The organism is Nocardia abscessus, from assembly GCF_015477775.1.
GTDB classification, from domain to species: Bacteria; Actinomycetota; Actinomycetes; order Mycobacteriales; family Mycobacteriaceae; genus Nocardia; species Nocardia abscessus_A.
Genome location: NZ_JADLQO010000003.1, coordinates 112,230 through 129,514, shown reverse-complemented (window position 1 = coordinate 129,514; position 17,285 = coordinate 112,230). Strand labels below are relative to the sequence as shown.

General features: G+C 69.8%; 17 protein-coding genes. 9 read left to right on the top strand and 8 right to left on the bottom strand.

From position 1 onward, the window contains the following. Positions 1-86: 86 nt before the first annotated feature. A complete protein-coding gene (locus IU450_RS11280; RefSeq protein WP_195149731.1) occupies positions 87-1,190 on the top strand; it encodes a glutamate--cysteine ligase in 1,104 nt (367 codons plus the stop codon). A gap of 24 nt (positions 1,191-1,214) precedes the next feature. On the opposite strand, the gene IU450_RS11275 is transcribed toward IU450_RS11280, so the two are convergent. After that, positions 1,215-1,952 (bottom strand): anti-sigma factor, encoded by a 738-nt coding sequence (locus IU450_RS11275; RefSeq protein WP_195149730.1) that lies wholly within the window; start codon positions 1,950-1,952, stop codon positions 1,215-1,217. A gap of 269 nt (positions 1,953-2,221) precedes the next feature. On the opposite strand from IU450_RS11275, the gene IU450_RS11270 reads away from it, so the two are divergent. From IU450_RS11270 to IU450_RS11255, 4 genes are all read left to right on the top strand, one after another. Continuing rightward, positions 2,222-2,776, top strand: a complete 555-nt coding sequence (locus IU450_RS11270) for a TerD family protein (RefSeq protein ID WP_195149729.1) — start codon at positions 2,222-2,224, stop codon at positions 2,774-2,776. A gap of 174 nt (positions 2,777-2,950) precedes the next feature. Continuing rightward, positions 2,951-3,367, top strand: a complete 417-nt coding sequence (locus tag IU450_RS11265; RefSeq protein ID WP_195149728.1) for a phage holin family protein — start codon at positions 2,951-2,953, stop codon at positions 3,365-3,367. Continuing rightward, positions 3,364-3,759 carry a DUF3618 domain-containing protein gene (locus IU450_RS11260; RefSeq protein ID WP_195149727.1) on the top strand — a complete coding sequence of 132 codons (396 nt, stop codon included), beginning with the start codon at positions 3,364-3,366 and terminating at the stop codon, positions 3,757-3,759. Before IU450_RS11265 ends, IU450_RS11260 begins: the two co-directional genes overlap by 4 nt. Beyond that, a complete protein-coding gene (locus IU450_RS11255; protein WP_195149726.1) occupies positions 3,756-4,013 on the top strand; it encodes a DUF4235 domain-containing protein in 258 nt (85 codons plus the stop codon). Before IU450_RS11260 ends, IU450_RS11255 begins: the two co-directional genes overlap by 4 nt. Positions 4,014-4,210: 197 nt before the next feature. Here the strand turns inward: IU450_RS11255 and IU450_RS11250 are convergent, their stop codons facing one another. Next, on the bottom strand, positions 4,211-4,540 hold the full coding sequence (locus IU450_RS11250) for a hypothetical protein (protein WP_043692884.1): 330 nt from the start codon (positions 4,538-4,540) through the stop codon (positions 4,211-4,213). Positions 4,541-4,798: 258 nt separating this feature from the next. Here IU450_RS11250 and IU450_RS11245 point away from each other — a divergent pair, with 258 nt between their 5' ends. From IU450_RS11245 to IU450_RS11235, 3 genes are all read left to right on the top strand, one after another. Next, on the top strand, positions 4,799-5,167 hold the full coding sequence (locus IU450_RS11245; protein ID WP_324197628.1) for an STAS domain-containing protein: 369 nt from the start codon (positions 4,799-4,801) through the stop codon (positions 5,165-5,167). A 117-nt stretch (positions 5,168-5,284) separates the two neighbouring features. Beyond that, positions 5,285-6,637 (top strand): cytochrome P450, encoded by a 1,353-nt coding sequence (locus IU450_RS11240; RefSeq protein ID WP_195149724.1) that lies wholly within the window; start codon positions 5,285-5,287, stop codon positions 6,635-6,637. A gap of 49 nt (positions 6,638-6,686) precedes the next feature. Next, entirely contained in the window at positions 6,687-7,646 is a 960-nt protein-coding gene (locus tag IU450_RS11235; protein WP_195149723.1) for a helix-turn-helix transcriptional regulator, read from the top strand. Between the two features lie 97 nt (positions 7,647-7,743). Here IU450_RS11235 and IU450_RS11230 read toward each other — a convergent pair whose 3' ends face one another. The 3 genes from IU450_RS11230 to IU450_RS11220 form a co-directional block, all read right to left on the bottom strand. After that, positions 7,744-8,271 (bottom strand): hypothetical protein, encoded by a 528-nt coding sequence (locus IU450_RS11230; protein ID WP_195149722.1) that lies wholly within the window; start codon positions 8,269-8,271, stop codon positions 7,744-7,746. A 171-nt stretch (positions 8,272-8,442) separates the two neighbouring features. Beyond that, on the bottom strand, positions 8,443-12,021 hold the full coding sequence (gene cobN, locus IU450_RS11225) for a cobaltochelatase subunit CobN (protein ID WP_195149721.1): 3,579 nt from the start codon (positions 12,019-12,021) through the stop codon (positions 8,443-8,445). Positions 12,022-12,154: 133 nt separating this feature from the next. Continuing rightward, positions 12,155-12,829 (bottom strand): TetR/AcrR family transcriptional regulator, encoded by a 675-nt coding sequence (locus tag IU450_RS11220; protein ID WP_195149720.1) that lies wholly within the window; start codon positions 12,827-12,829, stop codon positions 12,155-12,157. Positions 12,830-12,932: 103 nt separating this feature from the next. Here IU450_RS11220 and IU450_RS11215 point away from each other — a divergent pair, with 103 nt between their 5' ends. Then, a complete protein-coding gene (locus IU450_RS11215) occupies positions 12,933-14,504 on the top strand; it encodes an MFS transporter (protein ID WP_228834428.1) in 1,572 nt (523 codons plus the stop codon). A gap of 129 nt (positions 14,505-14,633) precedes the next feature. Here IU450_RS11215 and IU450_RS11210 read toward each other — a convergent pair whose 3' ends face one another. The 3 genes from IU450_RS11210 to IU450_RS11200 form a co-directional block, all read right to left on the bottom strand. Further along, a complete protein-coding gene (locus IU450_RS11210) occupies positions 14,634-15,074 on the bottom strand; it encodes a nuclear transport factor 2 family protein (RefSeq protein ID WP_195149719.1) in 441 nt (146 codons plus the stop codon). 9 nt (positions 15,075-15,083) lie between these two features. After that, positions 15,084-15,884, bottom strand: coding sequence for an SAM-dependent methyltransferase (locus tag IU450_RS11205; RefSeq protein WP_195149718.1), 801 nt, complete (start codon positions 15,882-15,884; stop codon positions 15,084-15,086). A 154-nt stretch (positions 15,885-16,038) separates the two neighbouring features. Further along, positions 16,039-17,112: a hypothetical protein gene (locus tag IU450_RS11200; RefSeq protein ID WP_324197627.1), complete on the bottom strand. Its 1,074-nt coding sequence runs from the start codon at positions 17,110-17,112 to the stop codon at positions 16,039-16,041. Between the last annotated feature and the right edge of the window lie 173 nt (positions 17,113-17,285).

The following is a 17,285-nucleotide window of genomic DNA, read 5'->3' as shown; positions in this document are numbered from 1 at the left end:
ACCGGCGCGGAACGCGGACGCATCCGACCGGGACCCGGCCCCCCGGCAGCTGACTAGCCGACCCGCCCCTGGGTATTGCGACCAGCATGGACGATGGCCGCCTGACCGTGGGCGTGGAAGAGGAATTCCTGCTCGTCGACCCAGGTACCGGCGAACCGCTGGCGCGCAATGTCGAGGTGGCGCGCACGGCCGAGGAATTCGGCATCGACCTGCAACTCGAACTCACTCGCTGCCAAGTGGAGGCCAGCACCGCGGTCCACACCGACATCGCCGCACTGCACCGGCAATTGCGCGAATCGCGCCGCGGCATCGCCATCTGCGCCCAGCGCAACGACGCACGCCTGCTCGCCGTCGGCATCCCGCCGACCGTCCCGCACGACTTCCCGGTCACCGACACCCCGCGCTACCAGCGCATCGCCGAGAACTTCGGCATGCTCGCCCACGAGCAGGGGTTGTCGGGCTGCCACGTGCACGTCGGCATCCCCGACACCGAAACCGCGATCCAGGTCAGCAACCACCTGCGGCCCTGGCTGCCGCAACTGCTCGCCATGACCGCGAATTCGGCGATCTACCGCGGCACCGAGACCGGATTCGCCAGTTGGCGCAGCATCCTGTGGCGGCGCTGGCCCAGCGCGGGGCCGCCGCCGTACTTCGAGTCCGCGCGGGACTACGAGGCCATGGTCGCGATGATGCTCAACAGCGGCAGCATCTTGGACAAGCAGATGGTCTACTGGGATGTCCGGCCATCGGTCTCGTTCCCGACCGTCGAGGTGCGGGTGAGCGACATCCCGGCGACGGTCGAGGAAACCGCGCTCTTGGCGGCGCTGGTTCGCGCCATCGTGGTCATGGCGCGCAAGTCGGTGGCGGCCGGGCAGGTCGCGCCGATGGTGCCCGTCGAAGTGCTGCGGGCGGCGTACTGGAAGGCGGCGCGTTCGGGACTGGCCGGAGACGGTGTCGACCCCCTCGACGGCAATGTGGCGCCGGTTCGCACCTTGCTGAACCGGCTGATCGAATATATCGCGCCCGCGCTCGAGGAGGCCGGTGACCGCCGCTTCGTCGACGAGGCGTTCGCTCGCCTGCTCGCACGCGGGAACGGCGCGTATCGGCAGGTGGCGGCGTTGCGGGTGCGCGACTCGATCGATGATGTCGTCGAGGAAGTGGCGCGCGCGACCCTCGAGGGCTGCGAGTAGCCGGGGCGTGGCACCGGGAGCCGCTCAGCTGAGCGAGACGGACGCTATCAGCGGCGAGGTCGGTCGGGGGGATCCGTTCGCGGGTTCGATCGTGACGGCGACGACATCAGCCCGGTCGAGCCCGATCGCCACCACGCTCGGTGGCACCGTGGTCAGCACACCGGCCGAGCGCGCGGTACCCGCGGAGGACACCACCCAGAGCTGGTAGGCGTGTCCGGGCGGCGGCGCGGGCACCGCGTCGAAGATCACCGCACCGGCCGCGAGCCGGTCCGAGGCGCTCACCCGCAGGGTGCCCCCGATCGGCAGTTCGACCACCCGGGTCCGGGAATCCGGTTGCCCCAGGATCTGCTCGGCCGTGATCGGCGTGGCATGGGACCCGGAGATCCGCTCGGCCACCACCACCGTGCCCGCACCGGCGCCGATCACCACCGCGGCGGCCACCGCCAGGCGGACCAGGCGACGTCGCCGAAACATCGGCCGGAGATCACGGCCACGGCGTCGCGTCGGCGGACCCGAGTCGTCGATCGCCCGGAGGATCTTCGACTCCAGCGTGGGCGGTGGATTCACCGCTTCGGCCGCGCTCAGCGCCGCCAGCGTCTCCCGGATCCCGTGCACCGCGGCCGCGAACGCCGCGACTGTTCCGGAATCGGCCCCGGCGAGGTGGTTTTCGATGCGCCTGCGCTCGATCTCGGCCACCGCGTCCATCGCGTAGGGGTACGCCAGGTCGAGCAGATCCGCGCGGCGGTACTCGGTGTCGGTCATGACCGGCCACCTTCGGCCGGACGGACCGGGAACCCTGAGTGCACACCACCGACCGGTCGCGCGCGCATGCCAACCCGCATGCCTTGACTTCGCGGCGCACCGCCCCGCGGATTGGATTCCCGCCATATTCCGCCACCGCACGGGTACGCTGCTCGTCCGCCGGATCGTCCCGATCGTCTCGGCCGGCCGGCCGAACGTACCCGCCGCACTCCGCCCGGCGGAGCACCCGTCCGTTTGCCTGTCCGCTCTCCAGCGCAGAGGAGAACACCGTGTTCACCGAACTTCGCGATCAGGGCGGTATACCGCTCGCGCATGTCACCGTGGCCCTCGGCTGGGATCCGGCCGCCCGCCCGCGCCTGTTCGGCCGCCGCGAAGAGACCGACCTCAACGTCGCCGCCCTGCTCTTCGCCGTGGACCGGCTCGTTGACGTCGTCTATCACGAGCAGCTCAGTTCGACGGACGGGTCGGTGCGTCTGCACGGGGACAGCGTCACCGGAGAGGGCGCGGGCGATGACGAGATCATCAGCGTCGATCTGTCCCGGCTCGCCACGGAAGTCACGACAGTCCTGTTCCTGGTCACCTCCTACACGGGCCGGACTTTCGATCGGATCGCGAACGCCTACTGCCGAGTGATCGACACGGTGGGCCGTAGCCAGCTCGCCCGGTACGACCTGACCGGCAGCGGTTCGCACACCGGCCTGGTGCTCGGTCGGGTGCGCCGCGCCGACGGCGCCTGGCACTTCGACGGCGTCGGCGCGGGCCTGCAGGCGCGTCACCCGGTCGAGGCGATTCCGCAGCTCGGCGACTACCTCGCCCGCTCCTGACGCGACTTCGGTTGCGCCCCATCGACTTCGAGGTGGACCGCGATCCCTGGTCTCGCGGCGGTCCTGTCCCCCGCCTCGGATACCGCCGCCGGGCGGCGAGCGGCGGTGCCCGATTGGAATCCGGACATCCGGGTAGTCGCGGTGCAGGAGGTGTGATATGCCGAAGGAGGTCTCATGACCGAGACGACACAGACTCGCCCGCCGGCGAACTCCCGGTCGGTCACCGAACTGGTCGAGGACGCCACAGCCCAGGTGTCCCGGCTCATCCGCGACGAACTCCAGCTCGCTCGCATCGAGATGCGGCAGAAGAGCAAACAGTTCGGCCGTGGAGCGGGCCTGGCGGGTGTCGCGGCGCTGCTGGCGTTCTACGGCGGGGCGGCGTTGATCGCCGCGGCGGTACTCGGCCTCGCCGAGGTCCTGCCCGGCTGGGCGGCCGCGCTGATCGTCGCGGGCGCTCTGCTGGTGGTCGCGGCGATCCTCGGACTGTTCGGGAAGAAGAGCGTGGAGCACGCGAACCCACCGATACCACAGGAGGCGGTCGAGGGCGTGCGCGAGGACATCGAGGTGATCAAGGACAGGAGGCGGGGATGAGTGACAGCCGACCGGAGGCCGGGCAGCCCACCGACGACGTAGCGGCTCTGCGGCGCGACCGCGATCAGACCAGAGCGGAACTCGGCAGGACGGTCGAACAGCTCGGCCACAAGCTCGACGTACCCGCGCGCAGCAAGGAGAAGGCGCACGACGCCGTCGAGGCGACGCAACACGCGGCGTCCGAGGCGGCGCTGGCTGTGGCGGACAAAGCCCGGCAGGCCCGGACGGGCGCCGCGGGCCTCGCCCACCGGGTGGCGGCGGCGACACCGGAGCCGGTCACCGCGCGTGGCAGGCAGGCCGGTGGCGCGCTGCGCGCTCACCCCATCCCGGCGACCCTCGGCGCGGCGGTGCTGGCGGCGCTGGTGTGGCAGATCGTACGGAGGCGGCGATGAAGACGCTCTACAAACCGCTCGGCTTGGTGATCAGCGTGCTCGGCGGCCTCGCTGCGAACGCCGTGTTCACCAGGGTGTGGGCGCAGATCACGGGTGAGAAGCAGGCCCCCACGTCGACCGCGCGGGATCATTCCTGGCGCGAGGTGCTGTTCGCCGCGGCATTGCAGGGCGCCGTTTTCGGTCTGGTCAAGGCCGCGATCGATCGTGCGGGCGCAACCGGCTACCAATCGCTCACCGGCACTTGGCCCGAATAGCGCCACCGTGTGTGGGCGGTTCCTCGCCCGCTTGAAATCGCTTCCGCCGCCGTAGATTTCGGATACTGTTCCGGATTCACGGCGGCGGTCGCGTGCCACGGTCGGGGCACCCGGAAGGGGTTCGCGCGTATCAACCCCCGTACGCCGAGTGGCCCCGCCCAGCATCGATTCGCGGGCGGGGCCACTCGTCGGCGGGTTCAGTCGCGACCCAGCGCCTTCGCCAGCTCGCTCTTCGACATGGTGGAGCGACCTTTGATATTGCGGCGCTTCGCCTCGTTGTACAGCTGATCGCGGGTCGGCCCCTTCGGCCCGCTGCTACCGGACCGCTGGCCGCCACGCTGTTGGGGCGACTTGTCCCGGGTCGAGCTGCGGCTCGCGGTCTTCGTCTTCCCCTCTTGGGCACGATTCTTGTTCACCGTGCGCGCGGCGATCTCCTTCGCACGCCCTGTGCTCGCGCCCCGGCTCTTCGCCGAATCCTTGACGTGCTCGTACTGCCGCTCTTCCTTGGAGCTCCATTCCTTGGGCATGTCACACCTCCTGCCCAGCGACTACCCGGGGTGGTGAGTTACTAACCAGCGCGGGCGACGCACGCTCCGGACGTGCGATACGACCTGGGCCGAGACGGGACGCGGCACTCGGTGTGATCGGAGGGCCGCTCGATGGGGTAAGTTGGCCGCGGAATGCTTGCTCTCTGCGCCCTGCCCGAGTGCGCAAGAGACGCGAACCGGAGCGGAGGTCGACGTGGCGAACTGCCGAGGACGCCTCGCCGGCACGGGAGGTGGATGGTGAGTTCCGAAAGCGCGCCCAGGGCGCTGGAGGTCCAGGTGCGGTCGGCGGCGGACACGGTGGTCGTCACCGTGCACGGCGAGATCGACATGGCATCCGCGCCACACTTGCAGTCGGCGCTCGATGAAGCGCTGCGCGACGCGCCCGCCGCGGTCGTGGTGGACATGTCGAACGTCGGATTCCTCGGCTCCGCCGGTCTCAGCGTCCTGCTGGCGGCCTCGGAGGCCACCGGCTCCGGTGGCTTGCGCGTCGTCCCGAGCGACGCGGCGCGCAGGCCGATCGAGGTGACCGCGCTGGACCGGCTGCTCACGGTGTTCGACTCCGTCGAGGCAGCACTCGCGGTGGACGAGACCCAGTCACCGAGCTGAGCTCCACGGCCCCCTATCGCTGCAGCGCAGACCCCGCCGCGGTTTCGACCCAGCGTCGCCGGGTATGTGCCCGGTCGTCGGCACCGTGTCGACCTGAGCGCACCGGGAGGAGGCCGTATGGCAGACAACCGCGAACACCGACTGTTGGGAGTGCCCGCGGTGGCGGCACTGGCGGATCTCGGATTCGCCTCGGTCGCCTCGGGCGTCATCGCGCGGCGTCGGCCGGTGCTGGGCCTGCTCGAACGCACCGGGGCCGATTCCCGGGCGATCGAACGCGTCCGGCAGTTGCGGCGTGAATTCGGTGCGGGTCCGGTCGAGCTCGTGGTACCGGGTCGGCGGATCGTGGTCGTTCTCGATCCGCAGGACGTCGGGCGGGTGCTGGCCGACGCGCCGACGCCGTTTCATCCGGCCAATCGGGAGAAGCGGGCCGCGTTGCGGCAGTTCCAGCCGCACGGCGTGCTGCTGTCGGAGGGCCCGATCCGGGATCAGCGCCGCGCGGTGAACGAGGCAGCGCTGGACTCGGCCGAGCCGCTGCATCGCCTGGCTGGGCCGTTCGCCGAGGCCATCGCGGAGGAGGCGCGCGAGCTGGTCGTGTCGGCGCTGCACCGCGGTCACCTGGACGCGCGGCAGTTCACCACCCGGTGGTGGCGGCTGGTGCGACGGATCGTGCTCGGCGAACGGGGCCGCGACGACACCGTGCTCACCGACGAACTTTCCCGGCTGCGCTCGGCGGGCAACTGGTCATTCCTGGCGCCGGCCCATCGCAGGCAGCGCGACCAGTTCACCAATCGGCTGTACCGCCACGTGGAGTCCGCTCCGCCGGACAGCCTCGCCGGGGCGCTGGCCGCGGTGCCCGCGGGAGGGGCCACCGACCCGGTCGGGCAGATCCCGCACTGGTTGTTCGCCTTCGACGCGGCGGGCATCGCGCTCAGCCGTGCGCTGGCGGTGCTGAGCACCCATCCCGAGCATCACGCCCGCGCGCTCGCGGACGCCGTCGATCCGGACCGTGTGGACCTACGCGGCTATCTGCGCGCTTGCGTGCTCGAGTCGGTGCGGCTGTGGCCCACCACGCCCATGCTGCTGCGCGACATCACCGCCGACACCCACTGGCGCGACGGCGACGAGGCCTTCACCATCGCGGCCGGCGCCGCCCTGATGATCGCGGTCCCGGCGTTCCACCGGGATCCCGATCTGCTGCCGTTCGCCGACCGATTCGTCCCGGACATCTGGCTCGACGGCCGCGCGGAGCAGTACCCGCAGCTCGTGCCGTTCAGCGCGGGCCCGGCCGACTGCCCAGGCCGCAATCTGGTCCTATTCGTCACCAGCACGCTGCTCGCGCACCTGCTGACCTCGGCCGACTTCCGGCTGCGCTCCACCCCGCGCCCGAACCCGGACGCCCCGCTGCCGGTGACTCTGAACAACTTCGGCCTCGACTTCACCGTCGAGCCGTGCATGACACAGGCCGGCTGACCGCCCATCGCGGAAGGAGGGCTTCCGCGATGACTGTCATGATCGAGCGATGCTGGAAACTTCCGCGCGCCTGCTGCGGCTGCTGTCGCTGTTGCAACTCCGGGGTGACTGGACCGGCCCGGCATTGGCCGAGCGGCTCGGCGTGTCCACTCGGACCGTCCGGACCGACGTGGAGCGCCTGCGGGCGCTCGGTTATCCCGTGCATGCCACCCCGGGGGTCGCGGGCGGCTACCGGCTCGGCGCCGGGTCGGCGCTGCCGCCGTTGCTGCTGGACGACGACGAGGCCGTCGCGGTGGCGGTCGGGCTGGTCACCGCCGCGAACGGCGCGGTCACCGGCATCGAGGAGATGGCGGTACGGGCGCTGACGAAACTGCAGCAGGTGCTGCCGTCGCGCTTGCGGCACCGGGTCGAGACACTGACCACGGCCACCGTGCACGTGCCATGGAGTGGACGGCCGACCGTGGACGCGGCGGTGCTCACGGCCGTGGCCGGCGCGATCCGGGCGAGCGAGCGATTGCGTTTCGACTACGAAACCCATTCCGGCACAATGTCTCGCCGGGATGTGGAACCACATCGGATGGTGCATTGGCGGGGCCACTGGTACCTGCTCGCCTGGGATGGCGGGCGCGGCGATTGGCGTACCTTTCGCGTCGACCGGATCGCGCCGAAGAATCCGAACGGTCCGCGATTCACGCCCCGCGCCGTGTCCGAGGAGGAGATCGCGGAGCGAGTCCAGCGCGGCGTGGGCGCGGCCACCTGGCGCTACCGGGCCCGGGTGCGCATGGCCGCACCGGCGGAGGTGATCCGGGCGCGTATGCCCGCAGCGGTGGACATCGAACCCGACGGGCCCGAACACTGTGTCGCACACGTGGGTTCGGACTCGCCGCACATGCTCACGCTGTATCTCGGCCTCGCCGATGTGGAGTTCGAGGTTCTCGACTCCCCTGTGCTCGCCGAACACCTCCTCGCCACCGCCGCGCGCTTGCGGCGTGCGGCCGGGCACGAATAGCGGTGGAAAGAACACCTTTCGCGGAGAAACGAACGGCCGCGCTCGGCGCTGGTGCACCGAGCGCGGCCGATGCCCAGCGCTCCGAACCGGTCCCGTACTAGCGGCTGGCGCCCGCGGCGGCGCCGATGAGGCCGCCGACCACGCAGCCGGGGAAGACCCCGACGACGAAGAAGACGAGACCGATCAGCGCACCGATGGCACAGCCGATCGCTACTCCTCCGAGTGTGGTCGCCGCGTCACCGATGAACTGCGGCGCGCCCGGCTCCGGCATGGCGGCGCCGACCGGCGTCAGGGTCAAAGTCGTCCCGGCCGCATCGATGTCCGGAGCCACACCGACCTGCTGGCCGAACGCGGACTGTATGGTCGTCGGCACCGTCGTCAGCACCGCGCCGTCGGGCCCGAGCACCGCGACACCCCCGTCCGGCAAGTAGGCGAAGGTACCGGAAGCGAGCGTGACCGCGGCGCTCGACCGGTCCGGCGCGACGGTGGCGGTGTAGCCGACAGAGCTGTCGTTCGCGCTGTTCGCCGGGCTGTCGAACTCGGTTTGCCCGTACGCGGTCGCCGCGGTCACGCCGGTGGCGGCAATGGTCAGCAGCGTGGTCGCAACCAATTTCGTGAACTTCATGAGCCTTCCCATCCTCAGCAGATTCGATCTGTCGTTACCTGGGTACAGCCGTGAATCACTAGCGATTATAGATGCTACGCATCACCATTTCCGGCAGTAGTGAATGCCCGAAATGTCTTGCCCGCCAGTGTGTTCCGATGACCACCGGGAGATGGGAAAAGGCGGCTCCGGCTACTCCAGCTCGCCTTCGGCCTCCAGATAGACCTGACGCAGCCGGTCGAGTGTGTCCTGTTCGGGATGTTCCCACAGTTTCCGCTCGGCCGCCTCCAGCAGCCGCTCGGCAATACCGTGCAGCGCCCAGGGATTGGACTGCTCCATGAACTTCCGGTTCACGTCGTCGAAAACATAGCTCTCGGTGAGCTTCTCGTACATCCAGTCGGCCACCACGTTGGTGGTGGCGTCGTAGCCGAACAAGTAGTCGACGGTCGCCGCCATCTCGAACGCGCCCTTGTAGCCGTGCCTGCGCATGGCCTCTAGCCAACGGGGGTTCACCACGCGAGCACGGAACACCCGCGCCGTCTCCTCCGACAGCGTCCGGGTGCGCACCGCGTCCGGACGGGTGCTGTCGCCGATGTAGGCCTCCGGATTCTTGCCGGTCAGCGCACGCACCGTGGCCACCATGCCGCCGTGGAACTGGAAATAGTCGTCGGAGTCGGCGATGTCGTGCTCGCGAGTGTCGGTGTTCTTGGCGGCCACCGCGATTCGGCGATACGCGCCGCGCATGTCCTCGGCGGCGGGCGCACCGTCGAGATCACGCCCATAGGCGTAGCCGCCCCAGGTGGTGTACACCTGGGCGAGGTCGTCGTCGGTACGCCAGCTCTTCGCATCGATCAGCTGCAACAGCCCCGCCCCGTAGGTGCCCGGCTTCGAGCCGAAGATACGGGTGGTGGCGCGGCGCTGGTCGCCGTGCTCGGCGAGATCCGCGAGGGCGTGCGCGCGTACATAGTTGGCTTCGGCCGGCTCGTCCAGGTCGGCGACCAGGCGAACCGCGTCGTCCAGCAGGGCGAGGACATGCGGGAACGCGTCGCGGAAGAAGCCGCTGATGCGCACCGTGACATCGATGCGGGGGCGGCCCAGCTCCTCGAGCGAGATCACTTCGAGCGTGCGGACCCGGCGGCTCGCCTCGTCCCAGACCGGCCGCACGCCCAGCAGCGCGAGGACTTCGGCGATGTCGTCGCCCGAGGTGCGCATGGCGGAGGTGCCCCAGATCGACAGACCCACCGACCGCGGGTACTCGTCATGGTCGGCGCGGTAGCGGTCGAGCAGGGATTCCGCCATGGCCTGGCCGGTCTCCCAGGCCAGGCGGGACGGCACCGCCTTCGGGTCGACCGAATAGAAGTTGCGTCCGGTCGGCAGGACGTTGATCAGGCCGCGCAAGGGCGAGCCGCTCGGCCCGGCCGGGATGAACCCGCCGTCGAGCGCGTGCAGCACCCGGTCGATCTCGACGCCGGTCTGCCGCAGGCGCGGCACCACCTCGCGCGCGGCGAATCGCAGCACCTGCTGGACCTCCGCGTTGTCGGTGAGACCGTCGACCGCGTCCGCCGACCAATCCGCCGCCTGCAACGCCGCGACGAGCGCCCGGGCGCGTTCTTCCACCGCATCGACGCGCTCGCGCGCCTCACCGCCCGATTCGTCCAGGCCGAGGGCTTCGCGCAGGCCGGGCACGCTGCGCTCACCGCCCCACAGCTGACGCGCGCGGAGCATGGCCAGCACCAGGTCCAGTTCGCTCTCCCCCACGGGCGCCTGACCGAGCACGTGCAGGCCGTCGCGGATCTGCACGTCCTTGATCTCGCACAGCCAGCCGTCGACGTGCAGGAGCATGTCGTCGAACGAATCCTCGTCCGGGCGCTCGGCGAGGCCGAGGTCGTGGTCCATCTTCGCGGCGCGCATCAGCGTCCAGATCTGCTGGCGGATGGCGGGAAGCTTGGCCGGATCGAGCGCGGAGATGTTGGCGTGCTCGTCGAGCAGCTGCTCCAGACGCGAGATGTCGCCGTAGCTCTCGGCGCGAGCCATCGGCGGGATCAGGTGATCGACGAGGGTGGCGTGCGCGCGACGCTTGGCCTGCGTGCCCTCGCCCGGGTCGTTCACCAGGAACGGGTAGATCAGCGGCAGGTCGCCGAGGGCGGCGTCGGTGCCGCAGGAGGCCGACATGCCGAGCGTCTTGCCGGGCAGCCATTCCAGGTTGCCGTGCTTGCCCAGGTGCACCATCGCGTCGGCTCCGAAGCCCTCAGGCGCGCTGAGCCATCGGTAGGCCGCGAGGTAGTGGTGGCTGGGCGGCAGGTCGGGGTCGTGGTAGATCGCGACGGGGTTCTCGCCGAAACCGCGCGGCGGCTGGACCATGAGCACGACATTTCCGAAACGCAGCGCGGCGATGACGATCTCACCGTCCGGATCGGACGAGCGGTCGACGTAGAGTTCGCCCGGCGGCGGACCCCACGCTTGCACCACGGCGGCACGCAGATCCCCTGGCAGGGTGTCGAACCAGGCCGTGTAGGTCGCGGCGCCGATGCGGATCGGGTTGCCCTCCAGCTGTTCGGAGGTCAGCCAGTCGGGGTCTTGGCCGCCCGCCGCGATCAGCGCGTGGATGAGGGCGTCACCGTCCTGTTCGTCCAAGCCGGGAATCTCGCCGGGGCCACCGAGATGGTAACCGGCGGAGCGCATTTCGGTGAGCAGACGAATGGCGCTGGCCGGGGTGTCCAGGCCGACGGCGTTGCCGATGCGGGCGTGCTTGGTCGGGTAGGCCGACAGCATGACGGCGACCCGCTTGCGCGCGGCGGGAATGTGGCGCAGCCGCGCATAGCGTGTCGCGATACCGGCGACGCGGGCCGCGCGCTCGGGATCGGGGACGTAGGTGGACAGGCCGTCGGCGTCGAATTCCTTGAACGAGAACGGGACCGTGATGATCCGTCCGTCGAATTCCGGCACCGCGACCTGGGTCGCGACATCCAGCGGAGACAGCCCGTCGTCGTTGGCCTGCCATTGGGCACGGCCGGTGGTCAGGCACAGCCCTTGCAGAATCGGCACGTCCAGGTCGGCGAGCGCGCCGACATCCCATGCCTCGTCCTCGCCGCCCGCGGAGGCGGTGGCGGGCTTGGTGCCGCCCGCGGCCAGCACCGTCACCACCAGGGCGTCGGCTCGGCGCAGGGTGGCGATCAGCTCGGGTTCGGCGGTGCGCAGCGACGCGCAGTACAGCGGCAGCGCCCGTGCGCCCGCCTGTTCGATGGCGGTGCACAGGGCGTCGACATAGGCGGTGTTACCGGCTAGATGCTGTGCGCGGTAGTAGATCACCGCGACGGTCGGCCCGTCGGCCGCCTCCGTGGCGGCGGCCCGGTCCAGCTCGCCCCAGGTGGGCAGCTGAATCGGCGGCTCGAAACCGTGACCGGTCAGCAGCACGGTGTCGGACAGGAAATTGTGCAGCTGGCGCAGGTTCTCCGGGCCACCGGCGGCGAGGTAGTTGTGCGCGTCGGCCGCGACGCCGCCCGGAACGGTGGAGCATTCCATCAGTTCGGCGTCCGGGGCGATCTCGCCACCGAGCGCGACCAGCGCAATACCGCTCGCGCGCAGCGCCTCCAGGCCGTCCTCCCAGGCCCGCTTACCCCCGAGGATGCGCACGATCACCAGGTCGGCGCCGTCGAGCAGGCCGGGCAGGTCCTCGACCAGCAGGCGAGCCGGGTTGCCCCAGCGGTAGTCGGCGCCGCTGGCGCGGGCACTGAGCAGATCGGTGTCGGACGTGGACAACAGCACAATCACGGGTGGCAGCCTTCCTCGGGTGACGCGCCCATCGGGGGGTTCGCTGCTCGCCGGGGAGGGTCTGGCTTTCTACAGTGGCGCGACCGCACCGGACTTCCACCGGTTTCCTCGTCGTCCGCCGAGCACGCCGAGCCTACCTGCCGCTGTGATCGCCCTCGCTCGTGTGTCCGGTACGGCGTTCACGGTCGCAGGCCCGGGCGGCCAAGAAGTCGTCGACGAGCCGCGCGCAGTCGGCCGCCGTGGCGGGTGGGAAGCCGACCAGCCTGGCGAACACGATCGGGCCGACGAGCTGGATCAGCGCGAGCGTCACATCGAATTCGCCGAGCTGCGCACGCACTTGCGGATCACCGAACAGCTGGTCGAACGGCTCGCGGTACTGCTCGATCAACCGCTGCCGCAGCGAGGTGAAGGCGGGGCCCGCGCCGGGTTCGCCACGTTCGCCGGTGGCCAGCCACGCCAGCGTGGAAATTTGCAGCGGCGCCTCGTTGACCACCGCCGCCTGCCTGCTGAGCAATTCGGTCAGCCGCTCGCGGAGCGGGCCTGCGGGTGGCGCCTCGATGACCGGAGGAAGCAGGCGCTCCAGCGTCGCGGCGCGCAACTGCATGGCGTTGTCGAAATGCCGGTACAGCGTGGTGCGCGCGACCTTCGACATGGCGGTGACCGCCTCGACGGTAACCGCTTCCAGCCCACCGGTTCTGAGCAGAGCGGTCGCGGCGTCGAGCAGTCTGGCGCGGGAGCGCAGCTTGCGCGGGTCGACATCCTCGTCGGGAGCGAGGGGGCGCGGGGTCGGTTGGACAGCACCGGTCATGAATCGAACGTTCCTCCTCCGGGACGTCTATCGCCACCCGGTCGACTTATGCTACTGATAGTAGCGTAGCGATACTGACAGTTCTGTTCTGCCGGGAGGCGCCATGGAGTCCACCACGACCCGTTTGTCAGCCGCTCAGCGGTGGATGCTGGTGATCTCCTGTGCCACCGTTGCCCTGGTCATCGCGTCGATGGCGGCCTTGTACACCGCACTGCCGCAGATCGCCGCCGCGACCGGCGCCAGTCAGCAGCAGCTCACCTGGGTCGTCGACGGGTACACCCTGGCGCTGGCCTGCCTGGTTCTCCCCGCGGGCGCGCTCGGCGACCGGTACGGGCGGCGCGCCGTGCTGATCATCGGGCTATTGGTGTTCGCGGCTGCCTCCGCGACGCCCGTGCTGCTCGACACTCCCGGCTGGCTGATCGCGGGCCGGACGGTGGCCGGAGTGGGCGCGGCCCTCGTCATGCCCTCGACGCTGTCGCTGATCACCGCGGGGTTTCCCGATTCACGCCGGGGCAACGCCGTCGGGCTGTGGGCGGGCGTCGCGGGTGCGGGCGCGGTGCTCGGCATCCTCGGGTCGGGCCTGCTGCTGGAGCTGTGGTCGTGGGTGTCGATCTTTCTCGCCATGTCCGTCGCGGGCCTGCTCCTGACGATCGCGGGTTGCACGCTGCCGGAGTCGGTCGACCGGGCTCGTCCCCGAATCGACCTGTGGGGCTCGGTCACCTCGGCCGCGGCCGTCGGATCGCTGGTGGTGGCGGCGATCGCGGCGCCCGAGCGCGGATGGCTGGATCCGGTGGTGATCGGCACGGCGGTCGCGGCGGTGCTGGCGGCGGTGGCGTTCCTGGTGGTCGAGACGCGGGTGGCGCACCCCCTGCTGGATGTGCGCCTGTTCGCCCATCGCGGTTTCGGCTCCGGCACCGCATCGGTGACCCTGCAGTTCCTCGTGTGCTTCGGGACCTTCCTGCTGCTGGTCCAGTTCCTCCAGCTCATCCTCGGATACCGGCCGCTGATGTCGGCGCTGGCGATGGCGCCGATGGTCGTGCCGATGGTGGCGATCTCCGCGGTGGCGCCCCGGCTGGCGGAACGAGTCGGACTGCGACTGCCGATCGCCGGGGGGCTGATGCTCATCGGGATCGCGCTCGTCGCGCTGTCCGGCCTCGACGTCGACAGCACCTACCTCGACCTGCTCTGGCCGATGCTGATCATGAGCAGCGGCACCGGCCTGTGCACCGCACCCGCTACCGCCGCGATCATCGCGGGCACCCCGGCGGAGAAGCACAGCGTCGCCGCCGCGGTGAACGACGCGGCGCGCGAAGTCGGTGCGGCGGTGGGCATCGCCATCGCGGGCAGCATCCTGGCCGCCGGGTACAGCGCCCGCATCGCGCCCGTCCTGCCGCAGGTGCCCGACCAGATCCGCGAACCGGTCGGCGACTCGCTGGCCGCGGCGCTGCAGGTCACCGACCGGGTGGGCCCGCAGGCCGCGCCCTTGGCCGACCTCGCCGAGTCGGCCTTCGTCTACGGCGCCCAGCAGTCCGCGCTCGCGCTGGGCATTCTCACCTTCGTCGCCGCGATCCTCATCGGCGTGTGGGCGCCGGGACGCGCCCGCGTGGACGCGAAACCCCGTGGACGCGAAACCCGCTGCACCGCAGCCGGAAAACAACCGACGACGACGCCGTGACGATCGCTCGCCGGGACGCCGCGGCGCGACCGATCATCACGACACCGCCGCCGCCGACGACCTAGCGGCTCGCGAAGCGGTTGCGCGCGTGGCGATCCGGGTCACGAACGATCCCCGCCCGCACCGGACTCAGACCAGGTCGGCGTTGCCGTCGATCACTTTGAGGTGGTAATGGAACCGGTCGACCCGCCACCCGTCGGCGGTGCGTACGACGCCGAGGGCGTAGCTGCCGACGAAAGTGCGGGTCTTGCCCTCGAGTGCGGCGTTCTTGACGTGCACCGCGATCGCGTCCGCGTGCACGCGCGCCGTGTCGCCGTCCAGATCGATCAGGTGGTTGCCGGACTGGTGGTGCACCTCGTCGAAGTCGGCGAGCCCGGTGCGCCAATCCGCGATGATGTCGGCCGCGGCCCGCTCCCCCACCGGGCCGCCGAACCCGCCGTCGAAATCCACGGTCGGCGTGAAGACCTCGGACGACAGCCCTTCCCAGCGCTTCTGATCGGTGTACACGAACAACTTGGTGATCACATCGATGATGGCGAGCCGGTCTGCGAGAGTGGAGATTTCGGACATACGCCGACCTTAGTGGGCAGGTGCCTTCGCGGGCTTGCGGGCCACCCCGCCCAGCAGCACCAACCCGGTGTCCGGAAGGTCGTCGCCGAGCCACCGTTGCAGGGGAACCACGCCCGGATCCATCAGATCGAAGCCCTCGAAGAACGACTCGACCGCGGCCGCGGATCGGTAGACGACCTGCGCCGAGGATTTCGCCGTGTCCGACGACGACTGGGAGATGAAGTCCGGATCGCTGCTGTCGGAGCCGTGCGTGAACGCCAGATAGCTCCCCGGCGCCATGGCCGCACCCAATCGGGCGACGATCTCGGCCGGTTGTTCGTCGTCCATCACGAAGTGCAGCACCCCGACGAGCGTGATCGCGACCGGTTCGTCGAAGTCGATCAACCCCCCGCCCTTCAGCCGGTCGAGGATGTCGTCCGGACGGCGGACGTCGCCCAGCATCGCCGTCACACCGTCCGCGTGCGCCAGCAGGGCATTGCAGTGCGCGTAGACGACCGGGTCGAAATCGAGGTACACCACCCGCGCCGACGGATCGATCTTGTGCGCGATCTCGTGCACGTTGGGCGAAGTCGGGATTCCCGCTCCGAGATCGATGAATTGCCGGATCCCCGCCTCCGCGGCGAGCTGGACCGCGTTCACCAGGAACTTGCGACTGAACCAGGCCAAGGTCCGGGTATCCGGGGCGATGGACAGCATTCGATGCGCGACCGCCCGGTCCACCTCGTAGTTGTCTTTGCCGCCCAGCAGATAGTCGTATACCCGGGCGGAATTCGGCACGTTCGGATCGACGCCCCGCGGTGCTCGCTCCATGTCGGACACCGTACCTTCCCGATCCCGCCGATCAGGATCCTAACGATTTGCCAGTTCCGTTTGCCGCGATTTTCTCTTCGTGGGAAGCGCAAAGCATCGAATGATCTTGCGGAAGAATTCTTTCGATGCCGGCGGCGGGCCCGGCGGCGCGCACTCACCGGCCGGGTGCCCCGCCCGTCGCGAGCACCTCGGCTCGGGCCATGAGCTCATCCGCCACCGAGCGGGAACGGCGACCCAAGCCGCACGCACAGGCGACTCCATCGACCGGACGGCCCAGCGCGTTCTCGATCAGCCGCAACGTCTCCAACTGCTGTGCCTCGGTGGGAACGTCGTGCACCAACCCCGCATAGAAATCCGTGCCCGCCCCGAGCGTCAGCCCCGCGAGTGGCGCATAGAACTGGACCTTCGGCGACGGGGGTCTATCGCCCGCCGCGACGGGGCCGTGCACGTATTCCAGAATGCGTCCACGCGGCCAATGCCGGACGACGGAATTCGCCAGATCGACCAGCGGCCGGGCAGTTCGCATCCTGCCCCGGGCTTTGTTGCGCAGACTGCCGAGGCACAGATGCACCCCGAAACGGGTTCCCTCCGGCGCGGCCGCGGCCAGTGCGGCGATCCCCGCGCCCAGTCCCAGCGCTCGATCGACCAACCGGTGCAGCGGTTGCGTCTTCGCCATGAGCACCAGTTCCGCCGTGGCCTCGAGCTGCACGACGACATCGTCGCCTGCCAGCTCGCGAATGGCCGTGATGTCACGCACGGTGGCGTCGATGAACGCTCGGCGATGCCGACGCACTCCGGACGCTCCCATGGCGATGAACGTCAACGTGAAGTCGGTCGGCATCCCGATCTGGAGCGCAAGCCCGGGAAGCTCGCGGTCCCCGCGCAGCTCGCGGAAGATCGGCAACGCCTCCTCGGCCTCCCGGAGATATCCGAGATCCATCGCGGCACCGGATAATTCGGTGCCACGCGCGACGCGATGGATCGTCCGATTCCGGCTCGAGTGCCACGTGCCCGGCTTCTTCACCGCCAGGACACCTTGGGTGACCAGGTCTTCGATGATCGGCTGGATATAGAACTCGTAGCGCCCGGTCTCCCCGGTCGGGAGGGTACGCAGGCGCGCACCCGCACAGTCCAGCATGGCCCGCATCGCGACGTCCGTGCTCTCAGCCGGAAAACTTCCGACGAAATGCACCGCCCGCATACCCGCCCCTTGTCTCGTCGAACCCACGTTCCCGCCGCTCCTCGTTCACCCGCATCGTCCCGGACATCTGCCCTCCCGACGCGATATCGGGAGGTGGCCGGGTGCACGCGTGCGGCATCAACTATGTGATAGCCACGAAACATTATGGGCGGTATCGTCCACGATCTACGACACACGCGAAGACCTCGACAACGCGATGC

Excerpts from the sequence above, each read along its gene's own strand:
- IU450_RS11280 (WP_195149731.1), top strand. The coding sequence starts at position 87 with ATGGACGATGGCCGCCTGACCGTGGGCGTGGAAGAGGAATTCCTGCTC.
- IU450_RS11275 (WP_195149730.1), bottom strand. The coding sequence starts at position 1,952 with ATGACCGACACCGAGTACCGCCGCGCGGATCTGCTCGACCTGGCGTAC.
- IU450_RS11265 (WP_195149728.1), top strand. The coding sequence starts at position 2,951 with ATGACCGAGACGACACAGACTCGCCCGCCGGCGAACTCCCGGTCGGTC.
- IU450_RS11260 (WP_195149727.1), top strand. The coding sequence starts at position 3,364 with ATGAGTGACAGCCGACCGGAGGCCGGGCAGCCCACCGACGACGTAGCG.
- IU450_RS11255 (WP_195149726.1), top strand. The coding sequence starts at position 3,756 with ATGAAGACGCTCTACAAACCGCTCGGCTTGGTGATCAGCGTGCTCGGC.
- IU450_RS11250 (WP_043692884.1), bottom strand. The coding sequence starts at position 4,540 with ATGCCCAAGGAATGGAGCTCCAAGGAAGAGCGGCAGTACGAGCACGTC.
- IU450_RS11240 (WP_195149724.1), top strand. The coding sequence starts at position 5,285 with ATGGCAGACAACCGCGAACACCGACTGTTGGGAGTGCCCGCGGTGGCG.
- IU450_RS11235 (WP_195149723.1), top strand. The coding sequence starts at position 6,687 with ATGCTGGAAACTTCCGCGCGCCTGCTGCGGCTGCTGTCGCTGTTGCAA.
- IU450_RS11230 (WP_195149722.1), bottom strand. The coding sequence starts at position 8,271 with ATGAAGTTCACGAAATTGGTTGCGACCACGCTGCTGACCATTGCCGCC.
- IU450_RS11220 (WP_195149720.1), bottom strand. The coding sequence starts at position 12,829 with ATGACCGGTGCTGTCCAACCGACCCCGCGCCCCCTCGCTCCCGACGAG.
- IU450_RS11215 (WP_228834428.1), top strand. The coding sequence starts at position 12,933 with ATGGAGTCCACCACGACCCGTTTGTCAGCCGCTCAGCGGTGGATGCTG.
- IU450_RS11210 (WP_195149719.1), bottom strand. The coding sequence starts at position 15,074 with ATGTCCGAAATCTCCACTCTCGCAGACCGGCTCGCCATCATCGATGTG.
- IU450_RS11205 (WP_195149718.1), bottom strand. The coding sequence starts at position 15,884 with ATGGAGCGAGCACCGCGGGGCGTCGATCCGAACGTGCCGAATTCCGCC.